Source organism: Marinobacter sp. KMM 10035 (genome assembly GCF_046537445.1).
Taxonomy (GTDB): domain Bacteria; phylum Pseudomonadota; class Gammaproteobacteria; order Pseudomonadales; family Oleiphilaceae; genus Marinobacter; species Marinobacter sediminicola.
Map to the genome: position 1 here is coordinate 1,379,102 of NZ_JBBVMG010000001.1, position 20,693 is coordinate 1,399,794.

Below are 20,693 nucleotides of genomic sequence, written 5' to 3' on the forward strand. Positions count from 1 at the left end.
TTTTTATTGCCCTTTGAAAAGCACTGGTTTGTTACTTACTTCCTTGAAAAACATTGGAGAAACGTAAATGCCCTCTCGTAAAGATCTCGCCAACGCCGTTCGCGCGCTGAGCATGGATGCGGTTCAGAAAGCTAAATCTGGCCATCCGGGTGCGCCCATGGGTATGGCGGATATCGCCGAGGTGCTGTGGAACGATTATCTGAGCCACAACCCGGCCAATCCTGAGTGGGCCAACCGCGACCGCTTCGTACTCTCCAATGGTCACGGCTCCATGCTGCAGTATTCACTCCTGCACCTGAGCGGTTACGACGTCTCCATTGAAGACATCAAAAACTTCCGGCAGCTGCACTCCAAAACGCCGGGCCACCCGGAATACGGTTACACCCCGGGCGTAGAAACCACCACTGGCCCGCTGGGGCAGGGCATTGCCAATGCCGTAGGTTTTGCACTGGCAGAAAAAACGCTGGCGGCGCAGTTCAACCGCCCTGGCCATAACGTAGTAGATCACTACACCTACGCTTTCCTGGGCGACGGTTGCCTCATGGAAGGCATCTCCCACGAGGTGTCCTCACTTGCCGGCACTTTGGGCCTTGGCAAATTGATCATGTTCTACGACGACAACGGCATCTCCATCGACGGAAAGATCGAAGGCTGGTTTACCGATAACACGCCGCAGCGTTTCGAGTCCTATGGCTGGCAGGTAATCCCGAATGTAGATGGCCACGATGGCGAAGCTGTACGCGCAGCGGTTGAAAAGGCGCGCGCTAACACCGATCAGCCAACACTGATCTGCTGCAAAACCGTGATCGGTTTTGGTTCCCCCAACAAGCAGGGCAGCGAATCTTCCCACGGCGCGCCTCTGGGCGACGACGAAATTGCACTGACCCGCGAAGCACTGGGTTGGACTCACGGGCCGTTTGAAGTTCCAGCTGACATCTACGCTGCTTGGGATGCCAAAGAAAAAGGCGCCAAGGCTGAAAGCGACTGGAATGAAGCCTTCGTAGCCTATGAAAAAGCCGAGCCAGAACTGGCGGCCGAGCTGAAGCGCCGTATGGCGGGTGAGCTGCCTGCCGACTTCTCTGAAAAAGCCCAGGCGTACATTCAGGAATGTCAGGACAAGAGCGAAACCATCGCCAGCCGTAAGGCGTCCCTGAACACCCTGAACGCCTACGGCCCAATGCTGCCGGAACTGCTGGGCGGCTCTGCCGACCTGGCCGGCTCCAACCTCACTATCTGGGGTGGCACCAAAGGTCTGACTAAAGAAGACGCCAGCGGCAACTACGTTTATTACGGCGTTCGTGAATTCGGCATGGCAGCCATCATGAACGGTGTTGCCCTGCACGGCGGCTTTGTGCCCTACGGCGCAACTTTCCTGATCTTCATGGAATACTGCCGCAACGCCGTGCGCATGGCGGCACTGATGAAGCAGCGCTCCATCTATGTATTCACCCACGATTCCATTGGTCTTGGCGAAGATGGCCCCACACACCAGCCGATCGAACAGCTGGCCAGCCTGCGCACCACGCCGAACATGAGCACCTGGCGCCCGGCCGACGCAGTAGAATCTGCCGTCGCCTGGAAAGCCGCTCTTGAGCGTAACGACGGCCCGAGCGCTTTGATCTTCTCTCGTCAGAACCTGCCAGCCCAAACCCGTGATGCACAGCAGTTGGCCGACGTAGCCAAGGGCGCTTACGTGCTGTCTGACAGCGAAGGCACTCCGGATCTCATCTTCATCGCTACTGGCTCTGAAGTGGGCCTGGCACAGGATGCCGCCGCCAAACTGCGCGAGCAGGGCAAAAAGGTGCGCGTTGTTTCCATGCCCTCTACCGATGTGTTCGACGCCCAGAGCGCCGAGTACAAGCAGCAGGTACTGCCACTGGAAGTCACTAACCGCATTGCTATCGAAGCGGCGATTGCGGATTACTGGTACAAGTACGTTGGCCTGGACGGTCGCATTGTGGGCATGACCACCTTCGGTGAATCGGCACCTGCCGGCGAACTGTTCAAGGAGTTCGGCTTTACCGTAGAGAACATCCTGGAAGTGTCTGCAGAGCTGCTGGACGCCTGATGACAGACTCCGTGCCCTTTCGTATTGCCATCAACGGGTATGGCCGTATTGGCCAGTGCGTGTTGCGTGCTCTGTACGAAAACGGTTTTCGCGATCACCTTCAGGTGGTCGCGATTAACGAGCTTTCTGATATCGACACCATTGCACACCTGACCCGCTACGATTCCACCCATGGCCGGTTCACCGGAAGCATTGCCGTGCAGGGGCAGGATTTGATCATCAACGGTGATCCTATCCGCATACTGCGCCATGCAGATCCGGCGGAACTGCCGTGGAAAGAACTGGATATCGATCTGGTACTGGAGTGCTCTGGTTCATACACCGACCGGGCCACGGCTGAATTACACCTTCAGGCGGGTGCGAAGCGACTGCTGTTCTCCCAACCGGCAGAATCAGACGTCGATCGCACCGTGGTGTTTGGCATTAACGAAACGGAAATCACCGCAGACGATCGCATAGTGGCAGCAGGCTCCTGCACCACCAACTGCCTTGTTCCGGTGATAACCGTATTGGATAAAGCCTTTGGCGTGGAGCAGGGCAGTACCACCACCATTCACGCTGCCATGAACGACCAGCCGGTGATTGATGCCTATCACCAGCAGGATTTGCGGCTTACCCGTAGCGCACTGCACAACATAGTGCCGGTAGATACCGGGCTGGCGCGGGGCGTAGAACGCTTGCTTCCGCACATGGAAGGCCGCTTCAGCTCAGTGGCCTTGCGCGTGCCCACCATGAACGTGTCTGCCATCGACATGGTGTTCAACGTGCGAGAAGCCACCGACGTACCCTCGGTAAACCGTGTATTGAAGGATGCCGCCGATGGCCCGCTAAAAGGCATACTCGGATACACCGACGAACTGCTGGCCAGCTCCGACTTCAACCATGATTCCCACTCCGGCGTAGTAGATGGCGGCCAAACCCGCGTAACCCGGGGCACCATGGTGAAAGTGTTATGCTGGTTTGATAACGAATGGGGATTTGCCAGCCGCATGCTGGATGTAAGCCAAAGCTGGCTATCCCGGCTTTAAACTCTTTGCCAATTAATTGAACTAACGGAACCCAGATCATGGCCATTAAAAAAATGACCGACCTGAACCTCGCTGGCAAGCGGGTTCTGATCCGCGAAGACCTCAACGTGCCGGTAAAGAACGGCGTGATATCCAGCGATGCCCGCATCCGCGCCTCCCTGCCAACCATCAAGGCCGCCAGAGACGCTGGCGCCAAAGTGATGTTGATGTCTCACCTGGGCCGCCCGGAAGAAGGCGTGTACGACGAAGCCTCCTCCCTCAAGCCCGTTGCAGAAAACCTCACCAACGCTCTGGGCCAGGAAGTGCGCCTGATTAAAGATTACCTCGGTGGTGTTGAAGTGGCCGACGGTGAAGTGGTTCTGTTTGAAAACGTTCGCTTCAACAACGGCGAGAAGAAAGACGATGAAACCCTGGCCAAGCAATACGCAGCCCTGTGCGACATCTACGTGATGGACGCCTTCGGCACAGCCCACCGCGCCCAGGCTTCCACCCACGGCGTTGCAAAGTTTGCACCAGAAGCTTGCGCAGGACCATTGCTGGCGGCAGAGCTGGAAGCCCTGGGCAAAGCCCTGGATAACCCGGCCAAACCTGTCGTCGCCATTGTTGGTGGCGCGAAAGTATCCACCAAGCTCGACGTACTCAACGCGCTGGAAAAAGTGTGTGACCAGATTATTGTCGGTGGCGGCATCGCCAACACCTTCCTGGCCGCAGCCGGCCACCCGGTAGGCAAGTCCCTGTGCGAACATGAACTCTTGGACACTGCCAAAGACATCGCTTCCCGCGTTAACATCCCCCTGCCGGTCGACGTAGTGGTGGCCAGTGAGTTTTCAGAAAACGCCACCGCCACTGTTCGGAACATTGAAGACGTTACTGAAGACGACATGATTCTCGACGCAGGCCCTCAAACCGCTGGCCAATTCGCCGAATTGCTCAAGAGCGCCAAAACCATTCTGTGGAATGGCCCGGTAGGCGTGTTCGAGTTTGAGCAGTTTGGCAACGGCACCAAAACCCTGGCCGAAGCCATCGCCGAAAGCGACGCCTTCTCACTGGCCGGTGGTGGAGACACAGTGGCGGCCGTTGACAAATACGGCATAGCTGACAAGATCTCATACATTTCCACTGGCGGTGGCGCCTTCCTGGAGTTTGTGGAAGGCAAAGTGCTGCCAGCCGTAGCCGTACTGGAAGAGCGCGGCGCGTAAGCATTCGTTCCAAACAATTTTGAAACTGAAACTTTAAAAGCTAAAACCAAGGAGACAACCAAATGGCCCTGATTTCGCTGCGGCAAATGCTGGATCACGCCGCCGAGCACGGTTACGGTGTGCCAGCCTTTAACGTAAACAACCTGGAACAGATGCGCGCCATCATGGAAGCCGCCGACAAAACCGATTCCCCGGTTATTGTTCAGGCCTCTGCAGGCGCCCGCAAATACGCCGGAGCCCCCTTCCTGCGCCACCTGATTCTTGCGGCCATTGAAGAATGGCCACACATCCCGGTGGTAATGCACCAGGATCACGGCACCAGCCCGGCCATTTGCCAGCGCTCCATCCAATTGGGCTTCAGCTCCGTAATGATGGACGGCTCACTGGGCGAAGACGGCAAAACGCCTATGGACTACGACTACAACGTAGACGTAACCCGCCGTACCGTTGAAATGGCCCACGCCTGTGGCGTATCTGTAGAAGGCGAGCTGGGTTGCCTGGGCTCTCTGGAAACCGGCCAGGCCGGTGAAGAAGACGGCATTGGCGCGGAAGGCACTCTGGACATGAGCCAGATGTTGACCGATCCGGAAGAAGCCGCGGACTTCGTGAAGAAAACCCACGTAGACGCACTGGCCATCGCCATCGGCACCAGCCACGGCGCTTACAAGTTCACCCGCCCACCCACGGGTGACATTCTGGCCATCAACCAGATCAAAGCCATCCACGCCCGCATTCCAGACACCCACCTGGTAATGCACGGCTCCAGCTCCGTACCCCAGGAGTGGCTGAAAGTAATCAACGAATTCGGTGGCGAGATTCCCGAAACCTACGGTGTACCGGTTGAGGAAATTGTAGAAGGCATCAAGCACGGTGTGCGTAAAGTAAACATCGACACCGACCTACGCCTCGCAAGCACCGGCGCAGTGCGCCGCTTCATGGCCCAGAACCCGGCCGAATTCGACCCACGCAAATTCCTGCAGGCCACCATGGTAGCCATGACAGACATCTGCGTAGCCCGTTACGAAGCCTTCGGCTGTGCTGGTCAAGCCAGCAAGATCAAGCCCATCAACCTGGAGCTGATGTATCAGCGCTATGAGTCTGGTGAGCTGGACCCGAAAGTTAAGTAAGCTGCTTTGAAACAGCCCTGGACGTCTTGCCTGGGGCTGTGTTTTACCTTCCTGATTTCCTTCTCGTTAACTCCCCCATCATAGAATTAACTAAATTTTGCAAAAGCCGAAGGTAAATTGTCGCGATATAGTCTAATGTAGCTAGCTATTCGCAATGGACGCGCTTGCTAGTTAAGGATAACGGCCGATGACCTCTTCAGTACGACTCCAGATTCTCGATTTCAATTCCGGGTACTTCGCCTCATTTATGCCTATTGGCCACAGCTATGCCTGTGGCTGGTTTACGGCTGTTTGAAAGAAAACTTAGACCGGCTATGCGAAATGGTAAGGCGGCCAACGAACATCGGTATTGCAATAATGGCGAGGTCACGCGATGACAGAGTGTAAAAAGCTTTGGTTATCTATATCTATCGAGTTTTATGGAGAGTATGAGTGGAACTCTAAAGGTGGTGTGGTTCATTGGATGCATCATGACCCTGCAGGTCGGCACGAAGTTGGTTGGCTTAAGCATAATGTGGTTGTATACAAATAGACCTATAGTAAATAGCTGCATAGGCTCGCCAGTTAATTCGGAAAAAGACTGGCCGTATTTATTAAATGGCCAAGAGTAAGTAATTATAACCCTGGCAATTTAGGATGTTGATTTTGAAAAAAATAGTAACGGTATTAATGGCTGTCGTTATCTCTGGCTTGGTTCAGGCTCAGGAGGTAACGAAAGAGCAGTGGGTTTCAGCTATGAAAATAGTGTTGCCAGCAGCAATGTGTCAATCGGCCGAGTTTTTCAGACAGTGTTATAAAGTTTCAGCAGTCGAGTGTGAAGAAGTGGCTTCATCTACAACACGCACTTGTCTTAATAATCTCGATGCTAAAATGCCTTCTAAACTTGTCCTGCCTAAAGATGGAGCGTTTTGGGGTGATAAGGTCGGCCAGTGTGCCGGTGTTGCATATAGCACTGTGATTCAAGAAAAATTCACAAATAATGAAAACTGCCTAAATCCCGGAAACTGGCAATAGATTAGGTGTGTGGCAGCGAAGTTGCGTGAAATATGAGATTGTGTTTTATGAGATTTTCTGCTGTTTATCGAACATGAAATGTAATTGCTTTGTTTCTTATTTTCTACACGTCATGTAAAACGAAAAAATCATCAACCATAAACTCGTAAAGGAGTTGAAATGAGCAGTAAAGCAATAGAGAAGTTTGGAGCGGCTTACGAATATGCGGGCTTTTGGATCAGGGCTGGAGCATCGTTGATTGACGGGGTTATTATTTTGTGTGTTACGGTTCCCATTTTATACATGATCTATGGGGACTCATATTTCTATTCTGAGGATTTTATATTGGGTGGCGCTGATTTTCTGATTTCCTATGTGCTGCCTTTTATCGCGACAGTGTTGTTTTGGATGTATAAGTCAGCCACGCCAGGGAAAATGGCGGTAAAAGCTATTGTTGTTGACGCACGTACTGGAAATAGGCCTACGGTTCAACAGTCGGTTATTCGCTATATTGGATATTTTGTTTCTACCATTCCTTTATTTTTGGGTTTGTTCTGGGTGGCGTGGGATAGCAAGAAGCAGGGTTGGCACGACAAAATGGCAGGTACCGTCGTGATCCGCCCAAAGAATAGAGGCGTTCAAAGTGTTGAGTTTACAGAAAGCTAAGAGCTAGCTCATAACAATCAGGCGCTGGATTGCGCATGCGACACCTCTGTTTTGTACGCTATCTTTAGGAAGTTAATAAAATATAGCTCACTTTATGTAGCAAGGTATGCTTTAGCTCTAAATGTGCTTTTCCAGTGCTTTCAAAAATTATTAGCTGTGTTTCCATTTGGTAAAAGGCATATGGCAACAATCGGACTTTGCCCTGATATTGATAACGTAATATCGAATGTGCACCTACCACCAGCCGACAGCACGCCCCTCTGTCGCCTGGCCAATGAAAACTGGGGCATAAAAAGGGAATTTGAATGAACTGGTATCTGGAAGTTTTGAAAAAATACGCCATATTCAACGGCAGAGCGAGAAGAGCGGAATATTGGTGGTTCGTTTTGTTCAATATCATCATCAGTCTTGCTCTTGGAGCAATTGATGGTGTTACTGGGACGTTTAGCCCAGAAGCCGGGTTGGGCTTGCTTGGCGGGTTATACACACTGGCTGTTTTGCTCCCCAGTCTGGCGGTAACCGTGCGCAGGCTTCATGACACTGGCCGGAGTGGCTGGTGGTTTCTAATGGTATTTGTCCCGCTTATCGGTGCAATCGTGCTGCTGGTGTTTATGGTTCTGGATAGCAAGCCCGGGCAAAACCAGTACGGTCCGAATCCTAAGGAGGCGACGGCCTAACCAGATTACTCAGCGGGTGGGCTCGGCCCCCGCTGAGCCCCGTCTTTCTGACTAAAGTGCCTCATTTTACTTTCGTCACTTGTGATAAGCGCGAAGAGCAGTATTCTATTTAGAAACCACTGAATTTCGGCCACGACAGAGCTTGCGTATGGAAGTTAGCGCCAAAGCGCCAACCGCTTTAATCGAAGCAGGGTACTCGGTTAGCCCCATTTTTTTCTGGAGTGTGTCCCTGATTCTGTTGATATTGCTGTTGGCTGGCGCTTGGTGCCTTCTGCGTTACCGCCGTGCTATGGCTGCTCAAAGTTTGTTAGTGCAGGAGCTGCGCGAGGGCGCGGATTCGTTTCGCTATCTTGTTGAAACTGCCCACGAAGGAATTGCCGTGGTGCAAGATACACGGCTGGTATACCTGAACCCGCGCATGTGTGAAATGAGTGGGTATGGTGAAGCTGAGCTCAAGGCGTTGCCGTCGTTCATGCCCCTCATTCATCCCTCTGCACGGGATGAAATGATGGCAAATTATCAACGCCGTATTGCAGGGGAGGGAGCACCGCATCGTTACGAAAGCCTCTTTTTACGCAAGGATGGCACCAGCTACCCTATTGAAATAAGTGGCGCGGCTATTGTTTGGGGTGGGCAGCCAGCAACGCTGAATATGCTCTCCGATATTTCCGACCGTAAGGCGGCTGAAGAAAAGATTCTGTACCTGGCGCACCACGACAGCCTCACTGGCCTTGTAAATCGCTCAGTGCTGAGGGATCGCTTACAGCACACCATTGGTTTGGCGCAGCGTAGTAAAGATCCGTTTGCCGTGTTATTCATCGACCTTAATGCCTTTAAGCAAGTAAATGATACCTACGGGCACGAGGTGGGAGACGCTTTGCTGCAGCAGGTGACTCAACGCATCAAGCAGCAACTGAGAGACACGGATACCTTTGCCCGTATAGGCGGCGATGAGTTTGTAGTCTTGCTGCCTCAAATAAAGGATAGCCAAGGGGTGAGGCAAATCATGGCCCGCATTGAAGAGGCTATGGCTGAGCTCTTTCAGATTCAGCACCATACGCTGCATTGCCATGTGAGCCAGGGTGCAGCGCTATACCCTGAAGACGGAACATCGGTACAAGCGTTGTTGAGCCAGGCTGATAAAAATATGTATGCGGATAAATGTAATTACTACGTAAGCAATAACTAGCCCTCCGGCATGGTGTTGTTCCTGCGCATTGGTGGTGTTTTGTTTATGTTTTCCGATTTCCTAAACCATAAAACGACCCACGAAACCGAGCTGCGAGACTTTCCCGAGTGGCATGGGGGCATTGAACATTTTGGTTTCTGGGCGATTGAGGTATCAGACGTCGATTGCCTGAAGAAAATAAGCGCTCATCAAGAATATCTTTCCGATAAATTGCATTCTGGCTACTTACGACAGCCTCATATAACTCTGGCTCTGGAGGGGTTGCTGGAGGATGGCGATCGCCTTGGGCCCTCGATAATGAAAAATGTTAAGCGGTTGGAGGCGTGCAATCTGCAGGCTTTCCCCTTGTGGTTAGCCCGCTGCAACAGTTTTTCCACCTGTCCTTATCTGCAGGTTATTGATCCAGATGATAATTTAAACGATATACGTAGATGCTTGAGCAGTGTTCAGCATGCCGGTGACCCAAAAATCTACACGCCACATGTCACCCTTGGCTTTTATAACAAAGCCTACGATACCTTTCGTATCTCAAAGGACTTATCAGAAATACAATCTCCAGATATAGAGTTCATGGTTAATGAGATCGTATTCGCTCAATATAGAACGAGTGAAGTGCAAGGGCCTTATCGGGTTTTACACCGTATCAGATTGGGGGGATCATGGATTTAGTCGTTTTAATCGCTTCCGGCTTGCTGGTAATGGCTACGTTACTGCCAATATGGCGTCATCCACATTGGTTGATAAGGGGATTGGATTTCCCTCGCCTGCAACTGGCCGCCGTTGCGGCGCTACTAATCATGATACAAGTCCTCCTCCTTGATCATGCAAAAGCTCAGACTTGGATTCTTGTGGGTGTCACAACGCTTTGCCTGGCCTGGCAGCTGTGGTGGGTCTTGCCCTATACCGCTTTCTGGCGAGCAGAAGTTAAAACAGCAAGGTCCCCCAGCCCAGATCGTAAACTAAGCATTCTGACGGCGAATGTACTAACGCCTAACAGGCAAGCTGATGTGCTGTTGCGCTTGGTCAACCAATACAAACCGGATGTACTGGTAACGCTGGAGTCTGATGCCTGGTGGCAGGGTCACCTCGATACGCTGCAACAGGGCATGCCCTACAGCATGAAATGCCCTCTGGATAACCTGTACGGCATGCATGTGTACTCTCGCTTGCAGCTGGATGAAACAGAAATATCCTACCTCGTTGAAGAGGGTGTTCCATCAATGCACGCCTTGCTCAAGCTGCGAACGGGCGACCAGGTACGTGTGCATTTTCTTCATCCCACGCCACCAAGCCCCACTGAGAATCCTGAGTCCGCCGAACGGGATGCTGAGCTGGTGATTGTTGCCCGAAAGATCGTAGACAGCGACCAGCCTGTGATCGTGACAGGGGATCTGAATGATGTGGCCTGGTCAGAAACGACTCGGTTGTTCCGTAAGCTCAGTGGGTTGCTGGACCCGCGGGTGGGGCGCGGCATGTTTAACACGTTTCACGCTAAATACCCTTTCCTGCGCTGGCCACTGGATCACCTGTTCCATAGCCACCACTTCACCCTGATTTCGATTAAACGCATGCCTTATTTCGGCTCGGATCATTTTGCGCTGTTCACGGAGTTGTCGTTCAGTCCTGTGCGGGGTGAGGATCAGGAGGGGGTGAAGGCCGACGCCGATGACAAGTCCTGGGCTAACTCTATTGCTGACGAACAGGATGTGGATTCGAAGGATGTACCCGCGCCTGGTGAATAGATAATGATCTGAATGCCGCTAATGGCGTTTATATAATTGGGAGCCCGAGCGTTGCCCCATACACCTGCAGTTCTTGGCGAGATGGGCTAAAATCCGCTGCATCAAATACAGCGTAATGAGGATCCAGCTCGCATGAGTGAGGCCAAGGGGTCAAAAATGTATCGCCAGCCTGTGCAGTCTCGTGCACAGCGTTCAGTGCGAAAAATTCTTGATGCGGCACTAGAGGTGCTAAGCGAAGAAGGTTACGCCGGATTGACCACGAACAAAGTAGCCACTCGTGCAGGGATTAATGTGGCTACGCTTTACACCTACTTCCCCAACAAAGCCGCAATCATCATCCAGGTGGCTAAAGAGTTCGAAGAAGCGCGGCTGAACTATCTGATTGATAACACCGAGCGTTTTGAACACACTGGAAATTGGCAAATATGGTTGCAAGACGCCATTGATTCACTGGTGCAGTTTCGGTGTGATAATCCGGATAGCCTCTATTTGCGCGCAGCCATTATGAGCGCCCCTGAGCTCCGCTATCTGGATGAAGAAACGAATGCTCGTGCCATTGATGCGCTTCTCCCTGGGCTGCAGGCCCATAGTGACGCACTACCTACGACCCTGCTTTCGGCCATAGCTCGAACTGTAACACTTACAACAACAACGGTAATAGATGATGCGTTTGCGTTGTCGCCCTATAACGAATCCCTCATACAAGAATTGAAACTGCTGCTGCTGAATTATCTCAAGTGCTACCTGAAGTAGCCGACTGCGGTTCAGTATGAGCAGAAACTGCTCGCCTCTATCCTGCCATCACTAGCCCTTATTCCTGATCGTGTTCTGTGGCGTCCTTTCGATGTTTTTATAGCCTATCTGTTTCTGTCCGGCACGCCAAAAAAACAGTAAAAGCTTATGTTTTCAGTCAGTTATTTCCTTCTGTAAATCCTGTGTAAACCGACTAACTAATTGAAGTGTAATAGTCATTGCCATGGCCTTCTGGGTTTGCTAGCCTTGAAAATAAGTAATTACTTGGGTTTGGGAGTTCCTTGGTCATCGGGTGGCTTCAATAACAAGAGGAAGAGATACATGCCGTTGGATATATCGATGATTGGCCTGGCAGGCCCTGGTGTTTCTGAGACGCTGGAAGACCGCTGGCTAATGAATTACGCCGCATCTGTTGGTGATGAAAACCCGGTTTATTTAGACAACCGAGGTGGCAAATTGCTGCCCGCGCACCCTGCGTATTTGTCGCACCTGGAGTGGGAGGCGATTGTTGGGCTGCATGAATGTTTGGAGATGCTGCTGCCGGAAGAGCGTGATCGTGGTGTGCACAGCTATAACGATACGGAAATTATTCGGCCTCTTCGTAGCGGCGACAAGATCAGCTGTGTGGCGAGTGTGGAGTCTGTGTTCGAGCATCCCGCAGGTGCCTGTCTCGGCATACGGGTTAACACAAGGGATGGTAATCAGGAATTAGTTGCTTCTTCGTTAACGCAAATCATCTACCGAGGCGTGCCGTTGGCTAGCAAGGCTGAAGGCCCTGCGCCTGTGGAATATCTGGAGAAACATACCTTTAGCGAGCAACCTGATCGAAGCGAAAAAATTGTTCTTAGCCCAATAGCTGCTCATGTGTTTTCTGAGTGTGCCCGCGATTACAACCCCATTCATACCGATATAGCCGTGGCTGAATCTATTGATTTGCCGGGTCTTATCTTGCACGGCACCGGCACGTTCGCTTTGGTGGTGAGCTCGCTGGTGAATCATGAAGCGAAGGGGCATCCGCAGCAGGTGCAGCGTTTTGTTGGCAGGCTGGCCGCGATGGTGCTTTGCCCATCTGAGGTCACGCTAAATGTCTATGCCGCTAAAAACCAGCCTTCGCATTTCCGCTTTGAGCTCCTGACTGACGCAAACAAGCCGGCTATTAGCAGCGGTTACTTTGCACTGGCCGAACACTAATTCGAGAGGTTAGCCGTGACAGACACTCAAACCCCAGCACCGTATTTCACCAGCGAATGGTTGCTGGTTGAAGAAGAGCCAGTTCGCCAGTTCGCCACATCCACTTATCTCAATGAGAAGCATGTGGATATGGCTGTGAGCCGCAACAACCCGTTGGGCGGCGACCTGGTAGACGGCTTTTGGATGTTAAGCATGTTGCTTTACTTCCATTTCAAGTACGTGGAGCGGCAGTCAGACAAAGAATATGGCTTCAACTACGGCCTCAACAAAGTGCGCTTTATTACCCCTGTGATGATCGGTGATGAAGTGCGCGTGACATCAGAATTTCTGGATGAAAAGCCGCATGGAGAAGGGCGCCTGATTACCACGCGCAACACCATGCACGTTCGTGGCAAAGAAAAGCCCTGCATGGTGGCTGATCTGCTCTTGCTGCATCTGAAGGCGGATTAGCGCTGCTCACGATCGTTTATTCACGTATCCAGTTAACACAAGAGAAAGATGATGACCCAGTCAAAAAACTGGTGGGCAGATATCGACACAAGTGCTCTGCCGCCTGTCTTTAAAAACATCGAGCACTATGCACAGACGGACCCCGAGATGACGGTGTGCCTGTTTAACGAACAGGCCCTGTCTTACGCGGAGCTTTGGCAGCAGGTTGAAGCCACCGCCAAGGCATTGTTGGCACTTGGCATTCAGCCCGGCCAGCGTGTTGCCACACTGTGTACCCCGCGCCCGGAGTTTCTTGTTACCTACTTGGCAGCCAGCTCAATTGGCGCGGTGTGGTTGGGGCTTAACCCAAGATATACCGTGCATGAGCTAAGTCACGTTATTGGCGATGCTGAACCCGCTCTTGTGTTCACGCTTGTGGGTGACAGTGCTCCGGAATTATTGCAGCGCCTCGAAGCGGTTTATGAAGGCCTTGGTGCTGAGAAAAAGCCTCCTGTTGTTGCCTTAAACCAGTGTGATGATGCGGTAAGCAATGTGGAAGGCATCATACCCTGGACGGCGTTCATTGAAGAGGCGGGTCGTTGTGATGCAGCGGTTCTGCAGCAAGCGCGTGACAGCGTAGCACCTTCAGATACGGCGATGATTGTGTACACGTCCGGCACAACGGGTAAGCCAAAAGGCGCCAGGATACGCCATTCCGGGCTGTCGCGCTTAGCGCATGTGCAATCACTGAAATGGGGTGTCAAGCAGCCTCGCGTGCTGGTTAACTTGCCCATCAACCATATTGGTTGTGTAGGTGACTTGTGCACCGTAACGCTCTATAGCAAAGGCTCTTTGGTTTTTTCTGAAAACTTTAACGTGGAAGAAAACCTGGCGCTGATTGAGAACAAAAAAGTATCGGCGCTGTTCCAGATTCCCACCCAGCTGCAAATGCTGGCGGCCAGCCCAAACTTTAATACCTATTCATTAGCCAGTTTAGCGCTGGTGGGCTGGGGCGGCGGTCCACTTTCCCTTGCAGTGATCGATAAATACCGTGCCAAAGGGTGTCGTGTGATGACCACCTATGGCCTGACGGAAGTCGGCTCCTCTGTGAGTTACACCCCGATCGATGCCAGTGAGGAAGTACTCACCAATACCGTTGGTAGACCGGATCCACAACTGCAACTGCGTTTTTTAGCGGAAGACGGCAGTTGGGCAGGTGATCAGGGGCCTGGTGAAGTGTGCGTTAAGCACCCCAGCGTAATGGCGGGGTATTTGAATTTACCCGATGCCACTGCGGAAGCGTTTACTGCGGATGGTTGGTTGCGCACTGGCGACATAGGTGAATTGCGCGATGACGGCAACCTGGTTCTGTTTAGCCGCGTTAGCGAAATGTACAAATCCGGCGGCTATAACGTCTATCCGCGTGAAATAGAGCAGGTCTTGGAAAGCTATCCGGGAATTGAAATTGCGGTAGTGGTTTCCAGGCCCGATCCAAAATGGGGCGAAGTCGGTGCTGCGTTTCTGGAAGCGGTAACAGACATCGATGTTGAGCAACTACAGCAGCACGCCCGGAACAGCCTTGCCAATTACAAAATACCTAAAACCTTCTCGGTGATGACTTTGCCACGTTTAAGCAATGACAAAATCGACAAACAAAAATTGCGCGAGATCGCTCGTAAGCAAAATAAATAGAGGTGTCATGATGGCTGAACTAAAAAAAACGTTAAGCGGAACCGCGCTTGTTGCGGTGGGTGCGGCGGGACTTATTGGCTCAAGTTTTGTGTATTTATCAAGCCAGTTATTTGCTGAGTTTAGTGCGGGTGGTGTGATCATTGGCATGCTACTGGCAACCTTCCTGGCGTGTTGTGTGGCTTTAGCAATTAGTGAACTGACCTCCAGCTTTCCTAGGGCTGGTGGAGAGTTTGTTTATGCTTACCTTGCGTTTAACCGCCCTGTTGGTTTTCTCATGGGGTGGCTCGCAGTGGGGGTGTTTTGCGGGATCGTTGCATTTTACGTGACCGCAACGGGCTTCCTGTTGGGGCAAGTCATTCCGGCACTCAATACCATCCCTCTTTACAGTATTGGTGGCGAGGCCGTGCACCTGCCGGTACTCATGATCGGACTGGGTATGTTGTTTCTTACCCTATGGATGAATTGGTACGGCACAACGGTCGCCTTTTCTATCCAGGTAATGATGTTTATCACCATTGTTGTGCTCGGGCTTGCTGTGGTTTTTGTGGGCTTTGACCATGGTGATATTAGTAACTTTCTCCCAGCGTTTAACGAGGAGCTAACAGGAAGAACCAGCTGGAGCTCGGTTTTCTCCTTCGTGTTGCCTGCTTTGGGGTTCCTGACAGGGTTCAGCATCGTGGCGATTCTCGCAGAAGAGGCGAGCGTGTCTGCACGCCAGGTGGGCAGGATCGTCATCCTTTCCGTAGTTATTGCGGGTGCTTTTTACACCTTAATGTTTATGGCCACAGCGTGGGTGATTCCCTGGGAAACAACGGCCTCGTTTTCTAGCGGTACCATTGATGCGTTCCGACACGCAGGTTTTCCGATTGTGGCGTACCTGGCTTTTGCCATCGGCGTGCTAGGGCTATTAACAACCTTTCTTGCTGTGTTTTCCTCCGTATCCCGCCTTCTTTTTTCGCTCGCAAGAGCAGGCTTGCTGCCTAAGTTTTTAGCGCGCATTGATAATGAACAGCGCATTCCTCGTAATGCGCTGTTGTTTACCACGGTGATTGGTATTGCGTTGGGTTGGTTAGGTCCGAAAAGCCTGGTGTGGTTGTTGAATGTTGGTGGCGTTTATGTGGCCATGATGTGGCTGTTGACGGTGCTTACGTTCTATCGCCTGCGTAAAACCCTGCCCAGTTTGCATCGTCCTTATCGGGTCAGATTAACGTGGCTCCCCGCTATTGGTGGCGTTGCGGCGCTGCTGATTATCGCTGCAAATTTATTGCCTGGTACGGGCATGACACTTAAAAGCAATGTCGAATACATGATTTTATGTAGCTGGCTAGTGTTTGGTGTCCTGGTGTATTTATTTACCGGAAAAGATAAGTCTCAGCAGGCCAACCTGGAAGATATGTTGGGTGATAGTTATGAGGCTTTTGCTAAAGCAAAAGCGCAGAATTCATAAAATTAACCATTATAAATATAAATATCGAGAAATTTATGAGTCTATATAAAATGAAAAACATTGTTGGTTCACTGCTGTTCATAACATCACTCGTATTTGCAAATAATGCTTTGGCAGATTTTGGTGATGCGCAAACACGTGACTATACGTCTATGCCAGCAGGGACCACCTTTATGGTGAACTTTCTGCGGGCAGGTAAGGCAGATCGCTTTTATAGCGATGGCGAACGTGTCACTGGGCTGGGTTTAGAAGCTGATCTTCTGGCGGATACACTCGTAGTGGGGCATTTTTATGAGTTGTTTGGTTTGACAATGATGGGCAAAGTGTCGGGTTCGTTGATTAGAACCAAACTAAGCTCTAATTTTGACAGCCCAGAAACAACGACAGGCTTTAGTGATCCAGTGTTTTCAAATGCGGTATGGCTTGTTGACAACAACGAAGATGGAATGTGGTTTGTTATCGAGCCATATATCAGTTTTCCTTGGGGAAGCTACAACGAGAACAAGCCGGACACCTCGCCTGGCGAAAATGCCTACAAAGTACTAACGGATATTAACTTCACCAAACGGTTTGGAAGTGGCACATACGTTGAACTGTGGTATGAGTTTAAAAAGAACAGTCCTAACGATCGCTATTTTGGACAAACATTAAAGAAAGATCGCTCTGATCGATACGCAGTTTTGTTTTCGCAAGATCTGCCCGCAACAAGTTGGACAAATAGTCACTTTTTAGGCATGCGCTATGCCTGGAGGCAAGGTGGCCAGGAGTATCTTGATGGTGTTAAAGCCGGCGGTCGTGATAATAACCAGGATCTAACGGTTACATATGCAGCCATTATTGGCCAGCGAGACCAGCTGAAGTTATCGTATTTGCACAACACCAAGGCACGTAATGGCTTTGCTGTAAATGGTGTTGAGTTGCGATGGGCGCGTATGTTCTAAGTCCTGCCCCTGGAAAGAAATTCAATATTGAGCGGCTGTTTGCTTGGCAAGCAGCCGCTTTTTCTTTGGTACATTAGTCAGTTGGCGTTATCCTGTTTCATAAACCATCTTCCGAAGCCCTGGAGGCTTCCGACGCTCGTTATCAGGAGCACTCGAAAGTGAATCAACCCAAAAACATTGATTCCGTAGTTGAGTTGCAAGGCGACCTTGCACGCAAACACAAGGCCTATGTGCCCACTGAGGCGGAAGCAACCAAAGCGCTGGTTGCTCAGGATTTCGAAACCCTTCAGAAAAACGGCTATGTGATTATCGAAGGGTTGCTCAGCGATTCAGAGCTGGAATCAATCCGTGCAGAAGCCTCGCCGCTGCTGAATAAGCCCGGCCGCAATAATTTTGAGGGCGTGAAAACACAGCGGGTTTACAATGTTCTGGAGCAAACCCGGGTTATTGATTCCCTTGCCGTTCACCCGAGAATTACCGGCCTTCTGAATCGGCTTTTTCAGCCAAACTATCTGCTTAGCCAAGCCCAAATCATAAATATCTTGCCTGGGGAAGACGCCCAGCCGTTGCATTATGATGATGGCTTCTACCCTATACCACGCCCACGCAAGCCCCTTGGAGCCGCTACGGTATGGGCGATTGATGAGTTCACAGAAGATAATGGTGCAACGGTACTCATCCCGGAAAGCCATCTGCTTGGCCAGGAGATAGTCACCGATCGCAGCAAAACCATTCCAGCCGTTATGCCTGCGGGATCGGTTGTTTTCTTTCTCGGTACAACTTGGCACGGTGGGGGTAGCAATCACTCAGCAACATCCCGGCTGGCAGTTACATGCCAGTACTGCGAGCCTTGGCTTCGCCCGCAGGAAAACTTCTTTCTGGAATTAAGCCAGGAAACCTTGGCCGCCATTCCTGAACAGCTACTGAGTATGGTTGGCTATTCGATTCATCCGCCTTTTATGGGCATGGTGAATGGTATGCACCCCAAGCGTACTTTGAGTGGTAAGGCAAAAGGCAGCTAACACAGCGCTTTGTCTTATTCCTGCAACAGCCCCGTCATTTTCCTTCCGTATGCTGCCCTCTCGATTTGAGCAGCAACGGAGAGTGAAGCATGAGCAAGCAGTTCCTTTACGTGATGATGCTGGCGGCCATCGCCGGCCTCGCCGGGTGTAACAGCGATTCAAACAGCGGCAGTGTTGATTCACCAATAATCAAACCAGACCCGACGCCTGATCCGGAACCAGATCCAGAGCCGGAACCCAATCCTAAAGTGTTGTTGGAGGAAAACTTTGAAGCCGTGGCCGACGGCAAGCTGCCCGAAGGTTGGGTAGCCATGAGCGGCACGGAGGATATGTTTTACACCAACAATGGCAGCCTGTTTGTAGACGGCCGGGGAAATAACTACACCCCCGTCAGCCTGAAATTGCCCGAGTCGCTTCAGGATAAAAGCAACTACCGCATTGATGTTGTGTTTACGATTCAGGAAGCAAACACCAACACTCGCTGGGTTGGTTTTCAGTATCGCGTAGGCATGGGTGTTGAGCCTTACTATCAAATGGCGATTCGCCAGAAAGCCACAGCTGAAAACGGTACAGAGCACGCGCTACGCAACCAGGGCGAGTGGGCGATCGTAGACAAGCAACGGTATTCAGAAAACATTGCGTCGGACCAGATGTACACCGTCACAATTGTGGCCCATGGCGATCGGGTTCAGCACTTCCTGAATGGGCAGTTGATGCAGGATTCTGAGTTGGACAGCCAGTTTGCCCAAGGGGGCGTGGCTTTCCAGGCGGCCGGTAGTCTTCTCCGGGTTGATGAAGTTACCGTGACCGAGCAATTAACAGCACTGCCGCCATTGTCGCCTATGGCTGAAGTAGCAGAGCTGGATACTGGCGCTTCCATGGCTCCGAGCATTGCTACCGCTGTGCCGACCCTTGCTGAACTGGCGCTAGAGCCGTCCCTCCCGATTTTCCTGAAGCTCGATGACCAGTTGATGCTGACAACCGACGACGGCGGCAGTTTGGGCTATTTGGATAGCCTTCTTGAAGGTGAGCAGTTCAACGCATTGCCGATGTTTTATGTGACCTCTCAGACCGCAGTGGATGCGCTGGTTCCCGTGGTTGAGAAGCATCAGCTGTTCGACATCACCCTGGTATCAAACAGTGCAGAGCTTTTGCGGGATGCACGGGTAAAAATGCCGATGATTCGCGCGGCGATGGATTTCACTGGTGCGGGCCTGACAACAGCTCCGGCAGATCTTTTGAGCATCACGCAGGAAACCAATCGGGCTAAAGCCAAGATTGCGATACTGCCTGCGCTTTTGCTGGATAAAGCATCTGTGACCTACCTTCAGAACCGCCTGGTATCTGTTTGGGGCAAGTTGGGAGCACCAACCAGTGAGCAAACCACTGACGCGCTTCTGGCCGGTGTGAACGGCCTGGTAACGGATTCGCCCGAACAGGCCCAAGAGTTCCTGGCCAAGTTGCCAGAAAACACTCTGTTGAGAAAGCCGTTGATAGTCGGTCACCGAGGTGTGCCTTCACTGGTGGCAGAAAACACCGTGGCAGGCGCCGTGAAAGCTGCCGAATTGGGAGCGGATGCGGTTGAATCCGACATCTACCTCACCAAGGACAACCACATTGTGGTGATACACGACGGCACCGTGGACCGGACCACTGACGGCACAGGGCCGGTTGAGGAAAAAACGCTGGATGAACTGAAAGCGCTGACGGTTGAAGGCGCACACGATGTGCCGACAATGGACGAGTTCTTTACTGCCTTGAAAGGTAAAGAGGTGGTTCACTTCATCGAGATAAAGAGCGGCAAGCTTGAGATAGTGGAGTACCTGAAGCAGGCGATCGATCGCAATGACGTTTGGGATCAGGTCATCGTAATTTCATTCAACTCCGATCAGTTGCTGAAGTTGCAAGAAGTGATGCCCGGCGTCTCCGGTGGTTTCCTGACGGGCTTTGCGACCGACAGCAATATGACGAAAAACCTGCGTCAGATCCTGAAAGCGACGCAGCTGTATTCGTCTACGTTCAACCCTTCCTACAAAAACCTGTCGCCGTCGGTTATGGAGGCGTCCAAGCACCGTGGCACAACCTTCTGGCCCTGGACGTTCCGGGATCAAACCGAAGCAGAAAGCTACTACCTTGCCGGCACCCATGGCATGACGACGGATTACGCCCAGTGGTTTAGTGATTACCCCGTGAGCGTTGATCCGGTGGAGAGTGCAATCAGTGTGGCTGCAAATGTTGGTGTGACAGCGGATGTGACCCTGACCACGCAGCTGGGTGAAACCCAAGTGGCTGAAGCTAGCCGTTTCATTGTGCTGGCCAGCACAGTGGACTACACCAACGATGGTGCTTCGCTTATGTTTACTGCCCCTGGCACGGCGACCGTTCTTCCCGTGTATGAGTACACGCTGGGCAGCGGAGCGGCTTATCGCGTGATTGGCGCACGGGTGGCAGTAACCATTAACTAAAATGAGTCTTGGGTAGCACCAAGCGTTTTTACTATCTTTAAGGCATGGGGCTTGCGCCCCGTGC

At 51.8% G+C, this 20,693-nt stretch carries 19 protein-coding genes; all 19 read left to right on the forward strand.

What is annotated here, in order from left to right; all coding sequences use genetic code 11:
- The first annotated feature begins 67 nt into the window (after positions 1 to 67).
- The 19 genes from tkt (at position 68) to AADB16_RS06250 (ending at position 20,629) form a co-directional block, all read left to right on the forward strand.
- The gene (gene tkt, locus AADB16_RS06160) at positions 68 to 2,068 is read left to right on the forward strand and encodes a transketolase (RefSeq protein ID WP_410802037.1); all 2,001 of its coding nucleotides are present in this window, start codon (positions 68 to 70) and stop codon (positions 2,066 to 2,068) included.
- Positions 2,068 to 3,096 carry a type I glyceraldehyde-3-phosphate dehydrogenase gene (locus AADB16_RS06165; RefSeq protein WP_410802039.1) on the forward strand — a complete coding sequence of 343 codons (1,029 nt, stop codon included), beginning with the start codon at positions 2,068 to 2,070 and terminating at the stop codon, positions 3,094 to 3,096. Before tkt ends, AADB16_RS06165 begins: the two co-directional genes overlap by 1 nt.
- A gap of 38 nt (positions 3,097 to 3,134) precedes the next feature.
- A complete protein-coding gene (locus AADB16_RS06170) occupies positions 3,135 to 4,295 on the forward strand; it encodes a phosphoglycerate kinase (protein ID WP_410802040.1) in 1,161 nt (386 codons plus the stop codon).
- A 62-nt stretch (positions 4,296 to 4,357) separates the two neighbouring features.
- Positions 4,358 to 5,422 (forward strand): class II fructose-bisphosphate aldolase, encoded by a 1,065-nt coding sequence (gene fba / locus AADB16_RS06175; protein ID WP_298448901.1) that lies wholly within the window; start codon positions 4,358 to 4,360, stop codon positions 5,420 to 5,422.
- 373 nt (positions 5,423 to 5,795) lie between these two features.
- Positions 5,796 to 5,954 carry a DUF3465 domain-containing protein gene (locus AADB16_RS06180; RefSeq protein ID WP_410802042.1) on the forward strand — a complete coding sequence of 53 codons (159 nt, stop codon included), beginning with the start codon at positions 5,796 to 5,798 and terminating at the stop codon, positions 5,952 to 5,954.
- Positions 5,955 to 6,067: 113 nt separating this feature from the next.
- Positions 6,068 to 6,436 (forward strand): hypothetical protein, encoded by a 369-nt coding sequence (locus AADB16_RS06185; protein WP_410802044.1) that lies wholly within the window; start codon positions 6,068 to 6,070, stop codon positions 6,434 to 6,436.
- A gap of 159 nt (positions 6,437 to 6,595) precedes the next feature.
- A complete protein-coding gene (locus AADB16_RS06190) occupies positions 6,596 to 7,081 on the forward strand; it encodes an RDD family protein (RefSeq protein ID WP_410802046.1) in 486 nt (161 codons plus the stop codon).
- Positions 7,082 to 7,386: 305 nt separating this feature from the next.
- A complete protein-coding gene (locus tag AADB16_RS06195; protein ID WP_410802048.1) occupies positions 7,387 to 7,758 on the forward strand; it encodes a DUF805 domain-containing protein in 372 nt (123 codons plus the stop codon).
- Between the two features lie 148 nt (positions 7,759 to 7,906).
- Positions 7,907 to 8,947 carry a diguanylate cyclase domain-containing protein gene (locus AADB16_RS06200; RefSeq protein ID WP_410802050.1) on the forward strand — a complete coding sequence of 347 codons (1,041 nt, stop codon included), beginning with the start codon at positions 7,907 to 7,909 and terminating at the stop codon, positions 8,945 to 8,947.
- 9 nt (positions 8,948 to 8,956) lie between these two features.
- A complete protein-coding gene (locus AADB16_RS06205; RefSeq protein WP_410802051.1) occupies positions 8,957 to 9,616 on the forward strand; it encodes a 2'-5' RNA ligase family protein in 660 nt (219 codons plus the stop codon).
- Entirely contained in the window at positions 9,607 to 10,689 is a 1,083-nt protein-coding gene (locus AADB16_RS06210; RefSeq protein ID WP_410802053.1) for an endonuclease/exonuclease/phosphatase family protein, read from the forward strand. The genes AADB16_RS06205 and AADB16_RS06210 overlap by 10 nt, the downstream gene beginning before the upstream one ends.
- A 132-nt stretch (positions 10,690 to 10,821) precedes the next feature.
- Positions 10,822 to 11,442 carry a TetR/AcrR family transcriptional regulator gene (locus AADB16_RS06215; RefSeq protein WP_410802055.1) on the forward strand — a complete coding sequence of 207 codons (621 nt, stop codon included), beginning with the start codon at positions 10,822 to 10,824 and terminating at the stop codon, positions 11,440 to 11,442.
- Positions 11,443 to 11,763: 321 nt separating this feature from the next.
- Positions 11,764 to 12,633 (forward strand): MaoC/PaaZ C-terminal domain-containing protein, encoded by an 870-nt coding sequence (locus tag AADB16_RS06220; protein WP_200205116.1) that lies wholly within the window; start codon positions 11,764 to 11,766, stop codon positions 12,631 to 12,633.
- A 15-nt stretch (positions 12,634 to 12,648) separates the two neighbouring features.
- The gene (locus AADB16_RS06225) at positions 12,649 to 13,083 is read left to right on the forward strand and encodes a MaoC/PaaZ C-terminal domain-containing protein (protein WP_410802057.1); all 435 of its coding nucleotides are present in this window, start codon (positions 12,649 to 12,651) and stop codon (positions 13,081 to 13,083) included.
- 51 nt (positions 13,084 to 13,134) lie between these two features.
- Entirely contained in the window at positions 13,135 to 14,754 is a 1,620-nt protein-coding gene (locus AADB16_RS06230) for a class I adenylate-forming enzyme family protein (RefSeq protein ID WP_410802059.1), read from the forward strand.
- Between the two features lie 10 nt (positions 14,755 to 14,764).
- Positions 14,765 to 16,201, forward strand: coding sequence for an APC family permease (locus tag AADB16_RS06235; RefSeq protein ID WP_410802061.1), 1,437 nt, complete (start codon positions 14,765 to 14,767; stop codon positions 16,199 to 16,201).
- Positions 16,202 to 16,251: 50 nt separating this feature from the next.
- On the forward strand, positions 16,252 to 17,142 hold the full coding sequence (locus AADB16_RS06240) for a transporter (RefSeq protein ID WP_410802063.1): 891 nt from the start codon (positions 16,252 to 16,254) through the stop codon (positions 17,140 to 17,142).
- 158 nt (positions 17,143 to 17,300) lie between these two features.
- On the forward strand, positions 17,301 to 18,164 hold the full coding sequence (locus AADB16_RS06245) for a phytanoyl-CoA dioxygenase family protein (protein WP_410802064.1): 864 nt from the start codon (positions 17,301 to 17,303) through the stop codon (positions 18,162 to 18,164).
- 89 nt (positions 18,165 to 18,253) lie between these two features.
- A complete protein-coding gene (locus tag AADB16_RS06250; protein ID WP_410802066.1) occupies positions 18,254 to 20,629 on the forward strand; it encodes a glycerophosphodiester phosphodiesterase family protein in 2,376 nt (791 codons plus the stop codon).
- The last annotated feature ends 64 nt before the right edge of the window (positions 20,630 to 20,693 follow it).